Consider the following 18804-nt stretch of genomic DNA (forward strand, 5'->3'; position numbering starts at 1 on the left):
GTAGATGGCGTATGATCGGGCGGGTGTTGGACAAGCCCGCCTGATCGATTAATGACGACTGACTCGAACCAACCCGCCCACCGGCGACTCCGCGCACGTTTCGTCGCGATTTCCTGGCGAGATCTCGCCGTCTCCTTCGGCCCGGTCGTTCTCATTGCCATCGCGGCCATCTGGCTCGCCGTATGGCTGGTACAGCCTGCGCCGCCGCGCACCATCACGCTGAGCGCCGGCCCCGAGGGCAGTTCGTTCTGGACCGCCGCGCAGCGCTACAAGACCATCCTCGCGCGCGACGGCATCACGCTCAATGTGCTGGCCTCCGAGGGCTCGCGCCAGAACGTCGAGCGTCTGGCCGACGAGAAGGAGAACGTCGATCTGGGTCTCGTGCAAGGCGGCGTGTCGCAAGGCCTCGATGTCGACGGCCTCGTCTCGCTCGGCAGTGTGTTCTACGCGCCGATTTCCGTGTTCTATCGCGGCGAGCGTGTGACCAAGCTCTCGGACTTTGCGGGCAAGCGCATTGCCATCGGCCGCGAAGGCAGCGGCGCCCGCGCGCTTTCGCTGACGTTGCTCAAGGCGAACGGCATCGAGCCGGGCGGCCCGACCAAGCTCACGGCGTACGACGGACAGGAAGCGGCACAGGCGCTGATCGATGGGCGCGTCGACGCCGCCATGCTCACCGGCGACACCGCCACCGGCCCCACGATGGGCAAGTTGATCCGCACCCCCGGCGTGCGGCTGATGGACTTCGCGCAGGCCGACGCCTACACGCGCCGCTTCCCCTATCTCAACGAGTTGACGCTGCCGCGCGGGGTCTTCGATCTCGGACGCAATCTGCCTGCGCAACCGGTGCACGTCATCAGTCCAACGGTCGAGCTCGTCGCGCGTGAAAGCCTGCATCCGGCGCTCTCCGATCTGCTCATCGAAGCCGCTCGCGAAGTGCACGGCAAGGCCAACCTGCTGCAACGCGCCGGGGAATTCCCTTCGGCGCAGGTCCACGAATTCCCGATCTCCGACGACGCCGCGCGTTACTACAAGTCGGGCAAGGGTTTCCTGTACCGGCACCTGCCGTTCTGGATCGCCAGCCTCGCCGACCGTATCGTCGTGCTGCTCGTGCCGATCATCGTGGTGCTGATCCCGGCGTTCCGGCTGGTGCCGTCGCTGTATAGCTGGCGCGTGAAATCGCGGCTGTATCGCTGGTACGGGGCGCTCATCGCGCTGGAGCGCGAGGCGCTCGCCGACGACGCGCACGCCGAATACCAAAGCCTGCGCCAACGCCTGGACGCCGTCGAAGCCGCCGTCAACCGGCTGAAGATTCCGCTCGCCTATGCCGATCAGTTCTACGTGCTGCGCGAGCACATCGGCTTCGTGCGTCAGCGGCTCGACGCCATGAATGCCGAGCCGGTCGCCGCGGACAACGACGCCGCGCAACGCGCAGGCGCTGTGCCGCCCCAAACGGGTGACGACGGCAAGAAGGGGGAGCCGAGCGCATGAACATCTCAAAGCAATGCTTATGCGACTCATAATCCACGCAAACTTTTCTTATGGACCGGGGCGGCGCACACTGCTGACAGGCACGGGCCGGTGCGCCGGTCCGTCATGAAACCCAACGTATTGGCTCGTTCGTATGTCGTCGTCCTCCCGCTTCCCGCATTGCGCTTCGTCCGCTGAGACGGAGCCTTCTACGCCAGCCACCTCGGCTTCCTCGACGGTTACGTCCGCTTCGAATCCGGCGCGACGCGTCGGCACCGAACTCGCACGCAGCGCATGCAGCATACGGGCGGTGCGCGAGGACGATCTGCCCGCCATCACGGCCATCTACGCTCACCATGTGCGCACCGGTTCCGCCTCGTTCGAGGAGATCCCGCCCGACGAAGCGGAGATGCGTGCGCGCTGTGCGAAGGTGCTCGACGCGGGTCTGCCGTACCTCGTCGCCGAGCGCCACGGCAAGGTGCTCGGCTATGCGTACGCGACGTATTACCGCCCGCGCTCGGCTTATCGATTCACGCTGGAAGACTCGGTGTATATCGCTGCCGACGCTATCGGTGAAGGCGTGGGACGCGCGCTGTTGCTCACGCTCATCGCGCGCTGCGAAGGCGGTCCGTGGCGGCAGTTGATTGCGAATGTCGGCGACAGCGGCAACACGTCGTCGCTGGCGCTGCACGCTGCATGCGGTTTCGTGCACGCGGGCGAGCTCAAGTCCGTCGGCTTCAAGTTCGGCCGATGGGTCGACACCGTCCTCATGCAACGCCCGCTGAGCGCGGGTGACACGACACTGCCGGAATAAGCCGCTCAAGTCTCAAAACGGTGAAGCGCGATCCAGCTCCTGGTAATACCGGAAGATGCCCGTGGTGTTGAACGGAATGCGTCGCGACGACTTCAGATACGCGGCGATACGCGGTGCGCGGGCCACGGCGTGGCGCACCGCCTCGCAGCGCGGGAAGGCCTTGCCGAAGCCCGACATCGCTCGCGGAAACGCGTAATACAGCCCCTCGATCACCTGGAACAGCGAGAGGTCGGCGTACGACATCGCGCCCTCGGACAGCCAGCCGCCCGGCTGCGGATTATTGACCAGCACGCGCTCGAAATAGCCGAAGAACTTGGGCAGGCGATAGTCGATCAGATCCGCCGTGCGCTTGCGCGCCTCCGCTCGCTGATTGCTGTAATAGAGACGGCTGGCGATGGGATGATGGCCGTCGTGCACCTCGGCCACGAGGTCGGCGAGCGTTAGCTGCAACTGGTTGACCCATCGACGCGCACGAGGCGATTCGCCCACGAGCCCCAGCAACGGACCGAGATACGCGAGGATGTTCGCCGTCTGCCCGATCAGTTCGTCAGCCCCATGGGCCTCGCCATTCCCTGCGTCACTCCTCACGCGCAGGAAGGGCGGCGCGTAGGGCGGGTCGGTGCACTCGGGATCGTCCATCGTGTGCAGCAGACCGTCCATCCCCTGACCGGCCCCGTCGCCCTGCACGATCTCCACATACGGTGTGCCGGTCGCCTCGAACGCGAGGCGGACAAACTCGCCGCGCCCTTGCAGGCCCGGCCAATAGAACAGTTCGAAGGTCATGCCCCCTCCTCAGGCTCAGGAAGCGCCTGGCTGCATCTCCACGCGATTCTTGCCCTGTTGCTTGGCGCGATACAGCGCCAGATCCGCCGACTCGATCAACGAAGTCGACGCCATGTGCGTGCGCGGCACCAGCGCCGCGCCGCCGAGACTGATCGTCACATGCCGGCCGTTCGCTGAGCCGACGTGCGCAATCGCCATCGCTTCGATCTGCGCGCGCACTCGCTCCGCAATCGTCGCGGCACCCGCCGCCGACGTATTCGGCAACACCATCACGAACTCCTCGCCGCCGAAGCGTGCGGCGAGATCCGCCGGACGCGACGCGGCGTCGGCCATCGTGCGCGCCACGCGACGCAATACGTCGTCGCCCGCAATGTGGCCGTACGTGTCGTTATAGATTTTGAAATTGTCGACGTCGATCATCAACAGCGCCATTTCGCGCTGCTCGCGCAGTGCGCGACGCCATTCCGCACCGAAGTACTCGTCGAAGTATCGGCGATTCGCCAGCCCCGTCAGACCGTCGGAATGCGTAAGCCGTTGCAGCTCCAGATTCGTCTCGAGCAACTGCTGCTGGCTCTCGCGCAGCGCGCGATACGCTTCGTCGCGCTGCAGCAGGTTCATGTACGAGCGCGAGTGATAGCGAATGCGCGCGACCAGCTCGATGGTGTCGGGCAGCTTGACCAGATAGTCGTTGGCTCCCGCCGCGAAGGCTTCGCGCTTGATCGTCGACTCTTCCTTCGTGGAGAGCACGATGATCGGAATATCGCGGGTGAGCGGGCTGGTGCGGTACTGGCGCACCAGCGAGAGGCCGTCGGTGCCGGGCATCACGAGATCCTGCAGGATGACGGTCGGACGCGTCTGCTCCGCCACACGCAGCGCATCTTCTGGCGTCGCACAGTAATGGAAATCGATGTTCGTCTCGCTGGCCAGCGCACGGCGGATCGCTTCGCCCACCATCGCCTGATCGTCGACGAGCAACACCATGGCGGACGAGTCGTTGAGGTTGCTCTGCGCTCCGATCGGTTCCATGGCTGGCGTGGGTTGGCGTGGGGTTGTCGTCATAGTTTTTCGTCCCTCTGTCATACAGTTCCGAACAGCGTCACCAATTGCGGCGCAATGCCGGGTAGCGGCAGAATCTGCGACGCCGCACCCGCCTCGGCCGCCGCTTTGGGCATGCCGTACACCGCACTCGTCGCGCGATCCTGCGCGATCGTTATAAATCCCTGGGTACGCATGGCGCCGAGCCCGACGGCGCCATCGCGCCCCATGCCCGTGAGCAGCACACCCACCGCGCGCGAGCGCCAGTTTTCGGCCACGCTTTGCAAGAAGACGTCGATGGACGGGCGGTACACCGCGTCCCTGGGTTCGTCGGTATAGCCGCAGCGGCCGCTGGCGTCCACACGCAGGTGACGATTGCCGCCCGCGAGCAACACCACCCCCGCGGCCGGACGCTCGCCCGCCTGCACCAGCCGCACCTTGAGCGGCGTCTGCTGATCGAGCCACGCCGCCATGCCGGGGGCGAACGCATCGTCCACATGCTGTACGACGATCACGCCCGCACCGAAGTTCGCGGGCAGGCGTCCCAGCAAGGTCGCCAACGCGGCCGGGCCGCCGGCGGATGCGCCAATGGCCACCAGCGAATCCGTACCCGTCGCCGCCCGCGGCGCGACGACCGTTTGCGGCAGTCGCGCGTCGGCTTGCTGCGCCGCAATGGCTTCGATCTTCGCGAGCAGCGACGACACCGGTCGCGCCCGATCCCGCGCGCCCAACACCGGCGTATCGACGGCGTCGAGCGCGCCCGCGCCCATCGCGTCGAACACCAGACTCGCGTGATGGCCAACGTCCGACGTCACGATCAGAATCGGGCATGGCGTGCGACGCATGATCTCGCGCGTGGCCGCCACGCCGTCCACGACCGGCATGACGAGATCCATCAGCACCAGGTCAGGCGGCACCGGCGAGCACATCTGCACTGCCTGCGCGCCGTCGTGGGCGACCCACGCGACATCGAAGCCGGGGCGTTGCGCGAGTGTGCGGCGCAACGCTTCCACGGCGATGACCGAATCGTTCACGATACCGATTCTCATGACCCCGACTCCCCGATGAGATCCACCACGGCGCGCAGCAGCGTGTCGTCGTGGAAGCTGCCTTTCGCGAGGTAATAATCGGCGCCCGCGTCGAGCCCGCGCTGGCGATCTTCCTCGCGATCCTTGTAAGACACGATCATGACCGGCAATTCCGCCGTGCGCGCGTCGCGCTTGATCAGCGTGACAAGCTCGATGCCATCCATGCGCGGCATGTCGACGTCGGTAATCACCATGTCGAACGTCTCGCTGCGCACGGCATTCCAGCCGTCCATGCCATCGACGGCCACACGCACGTCGTAGCCACGCGCGGCGAGCAGTTTGCGTTCGAGTTCGCGCACGGTCAGCGAGTCGTCCACGACCAGCACGCGCTTGCGCCCGTGTCCGCTCGCTTGCGCGGTGCGCATCGGCAAGCGCTCCAGCGAGCCCATCTCCACCGCCTTCGCAATCGAGCGCACCAGATCGGCCGTGTCGATGATGAGTAGCGGCGAGCCGTCTTCCGTAAGCGCGCCAGCGGCGATGTTGGGCAGCTTGCCGAGCCGGGCGTCTAGCGGCTGCACGACGAGCATACGCTCGCCGAGGAACTTGTCGACCGCCAGCCCGTAACGCGCCTCGCCGTCGCCGAATACGACCACGGGCTGTTCGCCGGACACCCCGGCCGGCTCGCCGCCGCACAACACCTGCTGTGCGCTCACCAGCCCGATCTGCCTGCCGTCCATCGTGAAGTGCGGACGACCCTCCAGCATGTCGATGTCTTCCTGCGGCAGCGCCAGCGTGCGCGACAGGTTCGCGAGCGGCAGCGCGTAGGGCTCGCCGGCGATCTCGACGAGCAAACTGCGCACCACCGACAACGTGAGCGGCAGTTGCAGAATGAACTTCGTGCCGCGTCCCGGCGCGTGTTCGATGCGCACCGTGCCGCGCACCATCGCCACCATCGCGCGCACGGCGTCGAGGCCGACGCCGCGCCCCGAGACATCCGTCACGGTATCGCGCAGGGTGAAGCCGGGCAGCATCAGGAATTCGAGCAACTCGTTGTCGTCGAGACGCTGCGCGGTCTGCGTCGTTACCAGCCCGCGCTTGACCACGGTCTGACGCACCCGCTCGATATCGATGCCCGCACCGTCGTCGGCCACACTCACCAGCAGCAGCCCGGCGCTATGCCGCGCGCTCAGTGTGATGACCCCCTCGGCAGATTTGCCCGCCGCCGCGCGCGCCTGCGGACTCTCCAGTCCGTGATCGACCGCGTTGCGCAGCAAGTGGCCAAGCGGCGCTTCGAGTTGATCGAGAATGTCGCGATCGACCTGCGTATCCGCGCCGCGCACTTCCAGTCGCGCCGGCTTGCCGAGCGAGCGGCCGAGATCACGCACCATGCGCGCGAAGCCGCCCAGCCGGTCATCGATCGGTCGCATGCGACACGCGAGCGCCTCGTCGTACAGACGCTGCGAGAGTTGCGTCGAACGCCTGTCGAATTGATCCAGTTCGTGAATCTGCTCTGCGAGCAACTGGCCGCCCACGCCGAGCGAGCGGCGAAGATCGGCCAGCGCCGCGAGCAGCCCCTGACGGTCTTCGTCGGAACGATCCGCCACTCGCGCGAGCGCCGAACTCACGCGCTCGAGTGCGTCGCCGGCATCGTGCTGATGACGCTTGAGCCGCTGCAGCGATTGCGCGAATGGCTGCGACCAGCGCGACGCCACCAGCGCTTCGCTCGACAGGCGCAACAGCCGGTCGAGCGTGCCGGCCGAGACGCGCAAGGTACGCGAAGTGCTGTCGGCATAGCCCATGTCGTCGAACGTCTCATGCCTGCCAGGGGCATCGGAGGCGGCGGACAACGGGCTGACGTCAGGCGATGGCGCGTGCGATGGCGGCGGCACTTCGGTGGCGTCGTGAGCTGTGCCGGGCGCGCCGGCCACCTCCCATCCGGGCGACGTGCCTCCCGTGCCCCCGGCGCCTCCCATGTCCATGCCATAGCTGGCGTAGTCGAATGCCGTGAGTTCGCCGGACGAGGGCGTGGGCGTGGGCTGCACCGCGTCGCCGGTCCGCTCGGCGAGCTCGCCGGTGAACGTGGCAACGAAGGCGTCGATTTCCGTTTTGCCCGCGCCCTGCGCCCAGTTCACATCGTGCCCCGGCGGATGCGCGAGGCGCATCAACAGATCCACGCCCTGCAATAGACGGTCGATGCACTTGGCGTCCAGCGCCATTGCGCCGCGTTGCGCGGCGACGAAGGCGTCTTCGAGCACATGAGCGAGCGAGACACCGACCTCGACGCCGACAATGCGTGCCGCGCCCTTGAGCGAATGCGCGGCGCGCATGCAGGCTTCGAGTCGCGAGGCATCGGTCGGCGCGCGTTCGAGCGCCAGCAGCCCGTCGCCGAGCACCTGCGCCTGTGTCTCCGTCTCCATGCGGAACAGGTCGAGCAGCGTGGCGTTTTGCAGATCGTCGCTCATGCGAGGCTCCGGTCGAACGCCGCACCGACGCGCAAGGGATCGAGCACGCCAACGACGTGCTCACGCCACGACAACACGGCCACGGCGAATCCGTCGGAAGCACTCAACGCCGTCGCAGGCACCGTGCCCAGCGCGGTGCTGGCCGGTGTGACGGTGCCGTGGACTTCCGTCACCGGAAAGGCGCTGAGATGCTGGCCGTGACGCAGCGCCAGCAAGCGCGACGTGCTCGCGCGCAACGGGTTCGCCGGCATCGCCTGCGTTTGCGGTGCGGGCTGAACGCCGAGCAGTTCGCCCAGCGACAGGCACGGCACCAGCGCGCCGCGCAGATTGACCAGCCCGAGCAGCGCGCGCTGACGATGTCCCGGCACGGTATGCCAGCCGCGCATTGGCGCGACGACTTCGATGGTGGATGCGGGCAGCGCCAGCCATTCGTCGGCCAGACGGAAGAGCAGCAGCGACGGGCCGCGTGCGGTCTCCTGCGCGCCGTGGACGGCGCGCCACGGTGCCGGATCGACGGGCGTGACCGGCAGACGATCGAGCAACTCGGCGGCTTGCCGATGCAGCGTGTCGACGCCCAGCTGTCCGGGTTGCCGGCGCGTCGGGTGGTGCTCACCGGACACGGAACCGGTCTCAGGCGCAATTTCGCGATTGGTCATCGATGTCGTGTGCCCTGGCGATGCGTCTTGTCATGAGATTCGGGGGACGTTTGCGTTGTGCGCTCGGCGCGCTCCATCAGACGTCGTGCGCCTGCGACGTCGCCCCGCGCATCGAGCAGCGCGGCGCAATGCACGAGCGCCTCATAATGCCCCGGGTCGAGATACAGCGCGCGACGGTAGCGGATGAGCGCACCTTGCGCGTCGCCCCGTGCGTCCTCGACAAGCCCGAGCAGATATTCCGCCTGCGCATTCGCGCGATCCGTCGTCAGCACGCTGCGACACAGCGCCACCGCGCGTACGAAATCGCCCGCATCGGCGGCGGTGCGGGCTTGCGTGAGTTGCCCGGCAATATCGTCGGACGCCGCGGCATCGAGCGGCCGGGCAACGGAAGGCTTTGCGCCATGGGTAGCCGCGGCAGGCATCGGGGCAAATGTCCGGGCCGGTGCCATCGGCGTCACGTGCACGGTGTGCTTCACGTGGGTCGGCGGCGTGCGTTGCCGCGCAATGGCGCGCACGGTATTGACCGGCGGCGCGGGACGGAACGCTTCGAGCGTGCCGGTCAGGCGCGATGCCGTCGACATCGTCGACGTCGTCATTGCGTGCGCGTCGCGCACCGGTCCGGCCACGCGAAACGAGAACGCCTGAACATGTCCGGTCGACGTCAGCCCGTTGCTGGTCAGCGTGCCGCCCTCAGCCGGTCCGGCGAAAAGCGTAGCGCCCATGCGCATGAGTTGCTCGAGCGCGGTAACCGCACGACGCTGCCCGTCACGGTCGAAATAGATCAGAACGTTGCGGAAAAAGATGAAGTCGAACGTGCCCAGCCGGTCGACGAGCGCCGCGTCGAAGAGATTGCCCGCGTGCCAGCGAACCTGCGTGCGCAGCGCACCGATGACACGATAGTTTTCGCCTTCGGGCGTGAAATAGCGATCCCGGAACAGCATCGTTCCCGGTGGACCGCGAAACGAATTACGGCCGTACACGCCCTCGCGCGCCGCGGCGAGCGCGCGTTCGCTGATGTCCAGCGCATCGATACTGAAATCGTTGGCGCCGAATCCCGCGTCGAACATCGTCATCGCCATCGAGTACGGCTCTTCGCCGGTCGCGCAGGGCAAGCTCAGCAGCCGCAACGCTTGCGCTTCACGCGCAGTGCCAAGACGCGCCGCACGCGCTTCCTGCGCCATCTTCGCCAGCGCCGTGAACGCTTCGCGGTGCCGAAAGAACCACGTCTCTGGCACCACGACCGCTTCGATCAGCGCCTGAAGTTCTTGCGGCGACTGTTGCAAGCGCTGCCAGTAGCGCGAGTACGGCGGAGTGTCCCGCATCTCGGGCACGAGGGTGGCAAGACGCGCGCGCACCGCCCGTTCGATGGCATTGACGCCGAGCGTTTCGGCGTCGAGGCCCATCGTTTCGCGCAGCAGGCGTTCGATGTCTTGCACGTGGCTCATGACGACACCTCCGCTTCATCCGCCAGCACATCGCGCGCCGCATCGAAAAGCAGTGCGCGGGCTTCGTCGGTCAGCAACTGCTCGACACTCACCCATTGCACGAGTCCGTCTGCCGTATCGAGCACGGGGCCGAGATAGCGGCCCTCGGGCAAATCGACACCGCTCGCCTGAAAGGCGGCGGCATCGGCGCGCAGGGTATCGGTCGCACGCTCGACGAGCACGCCGAGACGTCGCGCACGGGGGCCAGGGGCAGGGTAATGCACGAGCACCAGACGCGTGGAGCGCCGCTCGGGCGCGGGCTCGCCCGTCGCCAGGCGCGTGAGATCGATGACGGGAACGGATTCGCCGCGATAGCTGAAAGCGCCCGCCACCCAGGCGGGTGCCGCGGGCAGGCGCTTGAGCGCGAGCCACGGCAGCACCTCGGCCACATGGCCGGCTTCGATGACGTAGTGATCGGTCGCGATGGCGAAACGCAGGAACAGCATGGCGATGTCGGCGAATGACGAAGCGTCGGTGATTTCGAGTCGGCTATCTCAAATCAGGCCCGTGGGCGGGAGTGCCTGCACCTTGAAGCGCGACACCCCGCTCTTGAGGCCATTGGCCACGTGATTGAGCTCTTCGATGGCCTGACTCGATTGCTGCAACGACTCGGCCGTCTGCTGCGCCGCCTCGGAGAGCTGCACCAGCGCCTGATTGATCTGCTCCGCGCCGGTGGCCTGCGCCTGCATGCCCTCGCTAACGACCTGGAAGCGCGGCGGCAGCGTCTGCACCTGCGCGATGATCTGTGCGAGCTGGTCGCCGACCTGACGCATTTCGTCCATGCCGCGACGCACCTCTTCGGCGAACTTGTCCATGCCCATCACCCCGGCCGACACCGCCGACTGGATCTCCTTGATCATCTGTTCGATGTCGTAGGTCGCCACGGCTGTCTGATCGGCAAGGCGGCGAATCTCCGTGGCCACTACGGCGAAGCCGCGGCCGTACTCGCCGGCCTTCTCGGCTTCGATGGCGGCGTTGAGCGACAGCAGGTTGGTCTGGTCGGCCACCTTGGTGATCGTCGTCACGACCTGATTGATGTTGCCCGCCTTCTCGTTGAGGATGCCGAGCTTGCCGTTGACGGACCCCGCGGCTTCCATCACATGGCGCATGGCGTCTTCCATGCGCGTCAGGCCAACGTGCCCCGTGCCCGCGAGCGACGCCGCCTGGTCGGCCACGCCTGCGACTTCGGTCATGGTGCGTGCCAGATCGCGCGACGTGGCGAAGATCTCGCGCGAGGTCGCGCCGATTTCGGTCGTCGTCGCAGCCGTCTCCGAGGCCGTGGCCTGTTGCTGGCGCGACGTCGCGGCAATCTCGGTGACCGACGTCGTCACTTGCAGCGCCGACTTCTGCGCCTGTCCGACGAGCCCCGTCAGTTCGTCCGTCATTCGGTTGAAGCCCGATTCGAGGGCACCGAATTCGTCGCGACGCGCGAGATCGAGGCGCTTGGTCAGATCGCCCGAGCGCATGACTTCCAGAATCTGCATCACGCTCGCGAGCGGCACGCTGATCGCCCGGAACAACAACCATCCGCACAGCACCGCACAGGCGAGCGCCACGCACAGCGTAATGAGCAGCGTGGCCTTGGCCGTCGCGACCGCCGCGGCAATGTTATTGGTCGCCTCGTCGGCGTACGTCTTGTTGGTGTCGACCAGCCGCTGGATGGCCGCGCGCCCGCGTCCCCATTCGGGATAGAGCTGCTCGGCAAGCATGGCGCGCGCTGCGGGGATCTGTCCGTCCGCAACGAGCTTGAGCACCTGGTTGCTGATGCGGCTGTATTGCTGACGCACGCCACGCACTTCGTCGTACTGAATGCGGTCGATGGAACGGTTCACGGTCATGCCGTAATCCTTGATCCAGCCGTCGATCCGGGTATCGGACGAGCGCAACGCATCGAGATCGACCGCGCGGGTCTTGTCGCTGTCGTCGATAGCCACGACTTGCTGGAGCACCTGATAGCTCTCGAACCAGGCGCCGCGAAGCATCGTGCTGTAGTAAAGGCCGGGCGTGGAATCGGACTCCACGCTGTGGGCTTCTTCTGCGATAGCGGCAAGCCGGGTGAAGGTAATGCCGGCCATCAGGGCCATCAGGGCAAGGATCAGGCCAAAACTGGCCAGAATGCGATGTCGGATCGACCAGTGTTTCACGCCGCGCTCCCGTTCGTGTTCACGCCCGGTGCCGGGGAGGGCGACGCGGGCCTTTTTAAGGTTACGCCGATTCTATTACAGCGACCCGGTCGGGCAACGCCGGTCAGGCCGTGTATTTGGGTTTATTTCTGATTTGTCGCGCACGCCCGGGCACTGCCTGTGCCCGGGAGCTGCGCTGTCCGGATGCCGGAAGGTATGGCCCGCAGTCCGATCGTCCAAACGTCAGGACATCAGGCCATCAGCGAGTCAGCTCGCGCAGGGCGTCCGCCGTCATGGGCGCCAGCGCCAGGGGGGTGGCCGCGGCCGTCAGCACGCTCAGCGACGCGACGTTGTCCGGGGAGAGGCTGCCGTCGGGCAGATAGAGATTGTTCTCGAAGCCGATGCGAGCGTGGCCGCCCTGCAACACCGCCGCCAGCGCGCACTCGGCTTCGCGCGGACCGAACGCACACATGGCCCATGGCGTTGCGGTGGGATCCTCGCGCAGGGCGTCCGACCCCGTGCCCCAGGCCGACAGGAACGGCAAAAGGTCAGACGGCGACGACAACTGTCCCTTGCTGTAGCGCCCCAGTACGAACAGCACCCAGTGGCGGCCAGCAGGGATCGCACCGCTCGCGCGCAAGCGCCGGTAGTGCGCCACATCTTCGGTGTCGTACAGGATGTATTGCGTCGTGATCTGCTCCCGCCAAAGCCACGCGAAGAAGGCTTCGGCCGCAGGTGCATGGGCCGCGTCGGGCAGCACTTCGCGCAACGCCACCGAAATCGCCTCGGGACGCAGTGCATGCACCGTCGCGATCTGCTGCTCAGGGGTATAGATGCCGACGGCTTCCGTCGTCACCTGCAACACGAGTTCGTTGCCCACCGCGCGACGCACCGCCGCGATGCCCGCCGTGTAGTCCGGGACTTCAAGACTGTGCGTGCCGTCCGCTTTGCGCACGTGCAGATGGATCATGGCCGTGCCTGCGTCCAGACACGCCTTGGCGCACGCGCCGAGGTCGTCCGGCGTCATGGGCAACGCGGGGTGGTCGACGTGCGTGCGGCGCGCGCCGTTGGGGGCGACAGCCAGTGCGTAAGCGCGCGTCATGCGAGGCCTCCGGCGCTCACGCCGGTGACGTCCGCGACGGCCAGCGCCAGTCGCTCGACAATGCGGTCGATGTCTCCCGGCTGGCAGATGAACGGCGGCGCAATCAGCGCGTGATCGCCGTGCACGCCGTCGACCGTCCCGCCCATCGGATAGATCAGCAAGCCGCGCGCTTTGGCGGCCGCCTTCAGGCGGGCGTGTGTCTTGTCTGCCGTCGGCAGGGTCCGCTTGGTCGCCCGATCGGCCACGAATTCGACACCGACGAAGAGCCCTCGCCCACGCACGTCGCCGACATTCGGATGATCCGCGAAGATTTCGCGCAAGCGCGCGCGCAGTTGCTCGCCGCGCGCCTTCACGCTCTCCAGCAGGTTCTCCTCGGCGATCGTGCGCTGTACGGCAAGCGCCGCCGCACACGCCATCGCATGGCCCAGATAGGTATGCCCGTGCTGGAAGAAGCCCGAGCCGCCGACCACGGCGTCGAAAATCTTGTCCGTGCACAGCATCGCGCCGATCGGTTGATAGCCCGCGCCCAGACCTTTTGCGATGACCAGAATGTCGGGCACCACGCCGTCTTCCTCGCAAGCGAACAGATGGCCGGTGCGGCCCATGCCGGACATGACTTCGTCGAGCAGCAGCAGCACGCCGTACTTGTCGCACACCGCGCGGATGCGCTTGAAGTAATCGCCCACCGGCGGCACCGCGCCCGCCGTTGCGCCGACCACGGTTTCCGCGGCGAACGCGATCACCTTGTCCTCGCCGAGTTCGAGAATCCTGGCTTCGAGTTCGTCCGCCAGCCGCTGCACGTACGCCGCGTCGCTCTCGCCGTCGAAACGTTCGCGATAGGCAAAGCACGGCGAGACGTGATGCGCCGGCACCAGCAGCGGCAGGAACGGCTCGCGTCGCCACGCATTGCCGCCGATGGCCAGCGCGCCGAGTGTGTTGCCGTGATAGCTCTGACGTCGCGCGATGAAGTACTGACGCTGCGGCTCACCGATCTCGACGAAGTACTGGCGCGCGAGCTTGAGCGCCGCCTCCACGCCTTCGGAGCCGCCGCTCACGAAATACACATGATTCAGATCGCCGGGCGCGCCCGCCGCGAGCGTGTCGGCCAGATGCTCGGCCACTTCCGTCGTGAAGAACGAGGTGTGGGCATAGGCCAGTTGCGCCGCCTGTTGCTGCATGGCCTCGATCACGCGCGGGTGTCCGTGGCCCAGACATGAAACCGCCGCACCGCCACAGGCGTCGAGATAGTGCTTGCCATTGCTGTCGATCAACTCGATTCCCTGGCCGCCGACCGCGACGGGCAGCGTCTGGCGCGGATTGCGGTGAAACACGTGAGTCATGCCTGAACCCCTGACGGAAAGATGGCGTGATGTGTCGCGATATGGTGCGATATGGCTCGATAGGGCGCACGATGGCGCGCGGCAGCGCTGCCATCACGGGCCGTCGTCTCGCGAAAGATGCCGCTCAGTGTAGGCGTATCGCCGATTGTTTGCAACATATGTTTCACGTGTTTTGCCACCGCAACACTTCGCGCAACACCATTACCACACTCGCTGTTTCATCGCAGTCCACGGCTCGCCGGGAAAGCGCGTGCGCGGTTATGGCATTTCATGCAACAATCGTTACATTCTTTCGTCGCCGTGTTGCCATCCCCCAATGACACAAGCCACAGCGCTGCCGCAGACGCTCGACCAGCTCAACACGATGCTGCGCGAGCGCTACTCCCAACTCAGCCCGCAGTTTCAGGCGGGCGCGCGTTTCCTGCTCGATCATCCGCAGCGCGTGCCCATCAGTTCCATGCGCGCGATTGCCGCCGAGGCGGGCGTGCAACCGGCGACGTTCGTGCGCCTCGCACAGCATCTGGGCTTCGATGGATGGCATGGGTTGCGCGAGTTGTTCCTCGAATCGATCCGGCTCGGTCCGCAGCCTTATGCGAGCCGCGCGCGGCAGGTGATTCGCGAGGGCGATGCGGCACGCATGGTGCCCGAGATGTTCCGTGTGCAGCACAACAACCTCGACCTGACGGAAGCGGGTGCGAATGCTTCGCTGGGCGCGGCCGTCGATCTGCTCGCCGGTGCGGGGACGGTGCACGTGGCGGGCTTTCGCGCGTGCTTCCCCATCGCGTTCACGTTCCAGTACGTCTACCGGCTGTTCCGGCCGACGGTGCACCTGATTCGCGGCGAAGCCGGCACGTTGGAGATGGAGTTACGCGCGCTCTCGGCGCGCGATGTGGTGGTCGTCATCAGCTTTGCGCCGTATTCGAACGAGGCGCTGATCGTTGCGCGCGCGGCAAAAGCGGCCGGGGCCCGCGTGCTCGCGCTCACGGACTCGACGGTCTCGCCGCTCGCCCTCGATGCCGACGTGACGGTGCTGTTCTCGCATGAGAGCCCGTCGTTCTTCCCGTCGATCACCGCGGGGGTCGCCGTGGTGGAGACGCTCGTCGAAATGTTGCTCGCCCGCAAGGGACGCGGCGCCGTGCGTGCCCTGGAACTGGCCGAGGATCAGTTGCACGGCACCGGGGCTTACGTCACGCCGTCGGACAGCGCGGGAGGCAAGCGCACGCGGATCAAGCCGGACGCGTAAGCGTTGCGCTCTCGCGTCGCAGCCTCACTGCGAGCGCCGCGCTGCCTGCGATCAGCGCCGCAGTCGACAAGGCCAGCGCAACGGGCATGCCGAAGCGATCGGCAAGCCAGCCGCTCGTGACCACCGGCACGGAAAAGCCGAAGTACGCGAACAGGAAGTAGCCTGCCGCCGCGCGGGCGCGCAGCGCCGGAGCGACCGCTGCATTGACCGCCGCGAGCCCGCCCAGATACGTGAAGCCGTAGCATGCCGAACTCGCGATGGCCGCGCCGGCGAGCAGCGCGGGCAGGTTCACGCAAACCACCCCCAGCGCCAGAACAACGAAGCCGAGCGGCACGAGCACCAACCCCACGCGCACGGCGCGCACCGGGGTCATGCGTCGCGCGGCCGGTTGGAACAGCAAGCCCGTCGAGACGACGAAGAACGTGGCGAAGCCCGCCCACGCGGCATGTCCGTGCGCCGCGAGCGCCGACGGCACAACACCGATCACCACGCCCACCGCCGCCCACGCGAGCAGAATCGCTACGCCGAGCGGCGCCGTGCCGGGCGCGAGCACCGGCCAGCGCAGCCACGGCACGTCCGGGCGACGCGCAGGCACGGGGAGCGCCGCCACCGCAACGGCCGCCACGAACGCGAACGGCAGATAGACCCACAGACTCAGCGGAGGCCGCATGGAAGGCGCGACGATCAGACACACGCCGGTGACGAGCGCCCCCGTGCCGAACCCCAACGAGGTCGCCGCCGCCACCAGCGCGGCGCCGCGCGTTGCGGCATCGGCGCGCTCGCCGTATAACTCCGTCATGTAAGCCGTACCGCTGCCCGCCACGAGTCCGGTCGCCAGTCCATAGCAAGCCCGGGCACCGCCGAGCGCAACGAGCGTCGGCCAGCGCAAGGTCAGCCATGTGCCGGCGAACCCCAGCAGGAGCGCAACGGCCAACGGCAGACGTCGCCCCACACGATCCGACAAACCCGCGAGACACGACAGCGCCGGCACAAGCGCGCCGACGTAACACGCGAACGCCAGCGCCTGCGCCCCCGCGCCGTAGCCGCTCGCCGCCGCGTAATCGGGCACCAGCGGCGCTTGCAGGTTGACGGCGAACGTCACGAGGAAAAGCTGGAGGGCGAGTAACGGGATGCTCGGGATAGGGACGGGAATGGCCCAACGTACGGGCTGACGATTAGCGGGGTGCATGGGGAACGCGAAGGTGCGGAGACAGGAAAGTGGATGACGCGGCGCTCAGTATTGTCGGCGCCTCAATCCAGTGCAATTATTGAATTGTCCTGAGATCAATTTCCGCTCACTCTCCTCGCTCTCCTTCATGGCCGCCCCCGCCCGCTACCTCGATCACGTCGAACGTCTCGCCAAAGCCATCGCATCGGGCGATCTCGCCTCGGGCACCCGTCTGCCACCGCAGCGCGACTACGCCGACGCGCACGAACTCGCGATCTCCACCGTCACGCGGATATACGCCGAACTCGCGCGACGCGGTCTGGCTGTAGGCGAAATCGGGCGCGGCACCTTCGTGCGCTCGCCAGCGGTCGGCGCGGCGGCCGCCTTCGCACAATGGGCCCCCGCACCGGGCGTGCTCGATGGTGTCGATCTGGCATTCAACTATCCCGTGCTGCCCGAGCAAACCGAGGCGTTCCGGCAGGCGCTGCGCGAGATGGCGTCCGGCAGCGATCTGAGTGCGTTGCTCGCCCACACGCCGCATGACGGGCGCCTGACCGACCGTCGTGCCGCCGCCGAATGGCTGTCCCGGCGCGACGGGATCCGCGTCAGCCCCGATTCGCTGGTCGTTTGTGCGGGCGGCCAGCACGCGCTGGACGTGCTGCAACTGGCGCTGTGCCGTGCAGGCGAGCCGGTTGCGGTCGAAGCGTTGACGTATCCCGGCTGGAAAGCGCTTGCCGCCATGCGCGATATCCCGCTCGCGGCCGTTGCGATGACGGCGGACGGACTCGATGCGTCTGCGCTCGACAAACTTTGCCGCGTGCATGCCGGACGGCTGCGCGTCGTCTACACAATGCCCACGCTGCATAACCCGCTAGGCAGCGTGATGCCGCTCGCGCAGCGGCGCGCGCTGGTGCAAGTCGCCCGGCGTCACGATCTGCTGCTGATCGACGACAGCGCCTACGGCTTTCTCGTGGCCGACGCCCCGCCGCCGCTTCGCCTGCTCGCGCCCGAGCGAACGTTCGAAGTGTGCAGTCTCTCGAAGCCGGGCGCGCCGGGGCTGCGTATCGCGTATCTCGTCGCACCGCCCTCGCACTTGCCGCGCGTGCACGCCGCCATGCGGGCGAGTGTGTGGAGTGCCGCACCGCTCATGGCGCAGTTGGCGTCACGCTGGTTGAGCGACGGCACGATCGATCTCTGGGTGACGCGCAAGCGGGGGCTGGCGGAGCGGCGTCAGGCCATCGCGCTCGCGTGCCTCGATGGATTGAGATCGACGGGCTATGCCGGGGCGTTTCACCGCCTGGTGCCCGTACCCGCGCCGATCCGCTGCGACGATGTCGTGGCTGCCCTGCATGCGCGCGGCGTCGCCGTGACGCCTGTCGATGCATTCGCCGCGCCGGGGCAAACCGCGCCGGCGGCCATTCGCGTCGCGCTCGGCTCACCGGGCAGCGACGCCGCGTTGCAAGCCGCGCTCGCTCAGGTCGCCGCCGTCATGAAAGCCCTGCAGCGCGGATGAAATGGCAGCGTGCCGCGCCGGGATGACGCCGCTGCCGGTTTCTTTTATGATCGACGTGCTCCCTGCGGCCGCCGGATCGACATCAGTCCCGACGCGGCATCGTGCAGGATTCGTCCCCCATCGATAATCTCAAGGACTCCGAATGTCGCTAATCCGCTTCTCGCGCGCCCGTACGTTGGCGCTTGGCACGGCACTGGTCATCGGTGCAAGCATGACCGCGCCCGTGCTTGCCGCCTCCAATCTTTCCTTCATGCAGAACTCCCCGTTGGCCTACATGAAGAAGGCCGACAACGAGTCGTTCGCCAAAGCCGCTCGCGATGTCCTGTCCGACAAGCAGGACAACGACACGGTCGAATGGACCAACAAGGGCACGCGTAACCCTGTGGCCATCGCGGCGCAACTCACGGCCACGAACACGCAAAAAGACGGCGACAAGACCTGCCGCGATCTGGTCGTGCTGCTCACCGCCAAGGGTCAGGAAGTCACGCTCAAGCTGCCGGCCTGCAAGACCACCGAAAACGGCCACTGGGAATTGCAAAAGCGCGGCACGCCCTAAGCGGCCGCCTGCCTCGTCGTCGGACAAAAA

The 18804-nt window shown here is 66.9% G+C and carries 16 protein-coding genes; 5 read left to right on the forward strand and 11 right to left on the reverse strand.

Translation table 11 applies throughout. The features are described 5' to 3' along the window. Positions 1 to 51 precede the first annotated feature (51 nt). Both ACIPHM_RS17290 and ACIPHM_RS17295 read left to right on the forward strand, forming a co-directional pair. A complete protein-coding gene (locus tag ACIPHM_RS17290; RefSeq protein WP_400330543.1) occupies positions 52 to 1488 on the forward strand; it encodes a TAXI family TRAP transporter solute-binding subunit in 1437 nt (478 codons plus the stop codon). Positions 1489 to 1621: 133 nt separating this feature from the next. Continuing rightward, on the forward strand, positions 1622 to 2281 hold the full coding sequence (locus tag ACIPHM_RS17295) for a GNAT family N-acetyltransferase (RefSeq protein WP_400330546.1): 660 nt from the start codon (positions 1622 to 1624) through the stop codon (positions 2279 to 2281). 12 nt (positions 2282 to 2293) lie between these two features. On the opposite strand, the gene ACIPHM_RS17300 is transcribed toward ACIPHM_RS17295, so the two are convergent. The 10 genes from ACIPHM_RS17300 to ACIPHM_RS17345 all read right to left on the reverse strand — a co-directional run bounded on the left by ACIPHM_RS17300 (position 2294) and on the right by ACIPHM_RS17345 (position 14294). Next, entirely contained in the window at positions 2294 to 3064 is a 771-nt protein-coding gene (locus ACIPHM_RS17300) for a glutathione S-transferase (RefSeq protein ID WP_400330549.1), read from the reverse strand. 15 nt (positions 3065 to 3079) lie between these two features. Further along, positions 3080 to 4090, reverse strand: a complete 1011-nt coding sequence (locus tag ACIPHM_RS17305) for a diguanylate cyclase (protein ID WP_400330885.1) — start codon at positions 4088 to 4090, stop codon at positions 3080 to 3082. Between the two features lie 50 nt (positions 4091 to 4140). Further along, positions 4141 to 5148 carry a chemotaxis response regulator protein-glutamate methylesterase gene (locus tag ACIPHM_RS17310; protein ID WP_400330552.1) on the reverse strand — a complete coding sequence of 336 codons (1008 nt, stop codon included), beginning with the start codon at positions 5146 to 5148 and terminating at the stop codon, positions 4141 to 4143. After that, positions 5145 to 7589 (reverse strand): hybrid sensor histidine kinase/response regulator, encoded by a 2445-nt coding sequence (locus tag ACIPHM_RS17315; RefSeq protein WP_400330555.1) that lies wholly within the window; start codon positions 7587 to 7589, stop codon positions 5145 to 5147. Before ACIPHM_RS17315 ends, ACIPHM_RS17310 begins: the two co-directional genes overlap by 4 nt. Continuing rightward, a complete protein-coding gene (locus ACIPHM_RS17320; protein WP_400330558.1) occupies positions 7586 to 8245 on the reverse strand; it encodes a chemotaxis protein CheW in 660 nt (219 codons plus the stop codon). The genes ACIPHM_RS17315 and ACIPHM_RS17320 overlap by 4 nt, the downstream gene beginning before the upstream one ends. After that, a complete protein-coding gene (locus ACIPHM_RS17325; RefSeq protein WP_400330561.1) occupies positions 8242 to 9690 on the reverse strand; it encodes a CheR family methyltransferase in 1449 nt (482 codons plus the stop codon). The genes ACIPHM_RS17320 and ACIPHM_RS17325 overlap by 4 nt, the downstream gene beginning before the upstream one ends. Beyond that, a complete protein-coding gene (locus ACIPHM_RS17330) occupies positions 9687 to 10175 on the reverse strand; it encodes a chemotaxis protein CheW (protein WP_400330564.1) in 489 nt (162 codons plus the stop codon). Before ACIPHM_RS17330 ends, ACIPHM_RS17325 begins: the two co-directional genes overlap by 4 nt. Positions 10176 to 10223: 48 nt before the next feature. Then, a complete protein-coding gene (locus ACIPHM_RS17335) occupies positions 10224 to 11873 on the reverse strand; it encodes a methyl-accepting chemotaxis protein (RefSeq protein WP_400330567.1) in 1650 nt (549 codons plus the stop codon). A gap of 238 nt (positions 11874 to 12111) precedes the next feature. Beyond that, positions 12112 to 12954: a 3-keto-5-aminohexanoate cleavage protein gene (locus ACIPHM_RS17340; protein ID WP_400330570.1), complete on the reverse strand. Its 843-nt coding sequence runs from the start codon at positions 12952 to 12954 to the stop codon at positions 12112 to 12114. Continuing rightward, positions 12951 to 14294: an aspartate aminotransferase family protein gene (locus ACIPHM_RS17345; RefSeq protein WP_400330573.1), complete on the reverse strand. Its 1344-nt coding sequence runs from the start codon at positions 14292 to 14294 to the stop codon at positions 12951 to 12953. The genes ACIPHM_RS17340 and ACIPHM_RS17345 overlap by 4 nt, the downstream gene beginning before the upstream one ends. A 316-nt stretch (positions 14295 to 14610) precedes the next feature. Here ACIPHM_RS17345 and ACIPHM_RS17350 point away from each other — a divergent pair, with 316 nt between their 5' ends. Then, complete coding sequence (locus ACIPHM_RS17350; protein WP_400330576.1) at positions 14611 to 15537, forward strand: MurR/RpiR family transcriptional regulator; 927 nt, start codon at positions 14611 to 14613, stop codon at positions 15535 to 15537. Here ACIPHM_RS17350 and ACIPHM_RS17355 read toward each other — a convergent pair. Continuing rightward, positions 15521 to 16726, reverse strand: coding sequence for an MFS transporter (locus tag ACIPHM_RS17355; protein WP_400330579.1), 1206 nt, complete (start codon positions 16724 to 16726; stop codon positions 15521 to 15523). The genes ACIPHM_RS17350 and ACIPHM_RS17355 overlap by 17 nt on opposite strands. Before the next feature lie 127 nt (positions 16727 to 16853). On the opposite strand from ACIPHM_RS17355, the gene ACIPHM_RS17360 reads away from it, so the two are divergent. Both ACIPHM_RS17360 and ACIPHM_RS17365 read left to right on the forward strand, forming a co-directional pair. Then, positions 16854 to 18218, forward strand: coding sequence for a PLP-dependent aminotransferase family protein (locus ACIPHM_RS17360; RefSeq protein WP_400330582.1), 1365 nt, complete (start codon positions 16854 to 16856; stop codon positions 18216 to 18218). 142 nt (positions 18219 to 18360) lie between these two features. Continuing rightward, on the forward strand, positions 18361 to 18774 hold the full coding sequence (locus tag ACIPHM_RS17365) for a hypothetical protein (RefSeq protein WP_400330585.1): 414 nt from the start codon (positions 18361 to 18363) through the stop codon (positions 18772 to 18774). Positions 18775 to 18804 lie beyond the last annotated feature (30 nt).

Origin of the sequence: Pandoraea sp. NPDC087047, from assembly GCF_044745225.1 — a bacterium.
Taxonomy (GTDB): domain Bacteria; phylum Pseudomonadota; class Gammaproteobacteria; order Burkholderiales; family Burkholderiaceae; genus Pandoraea.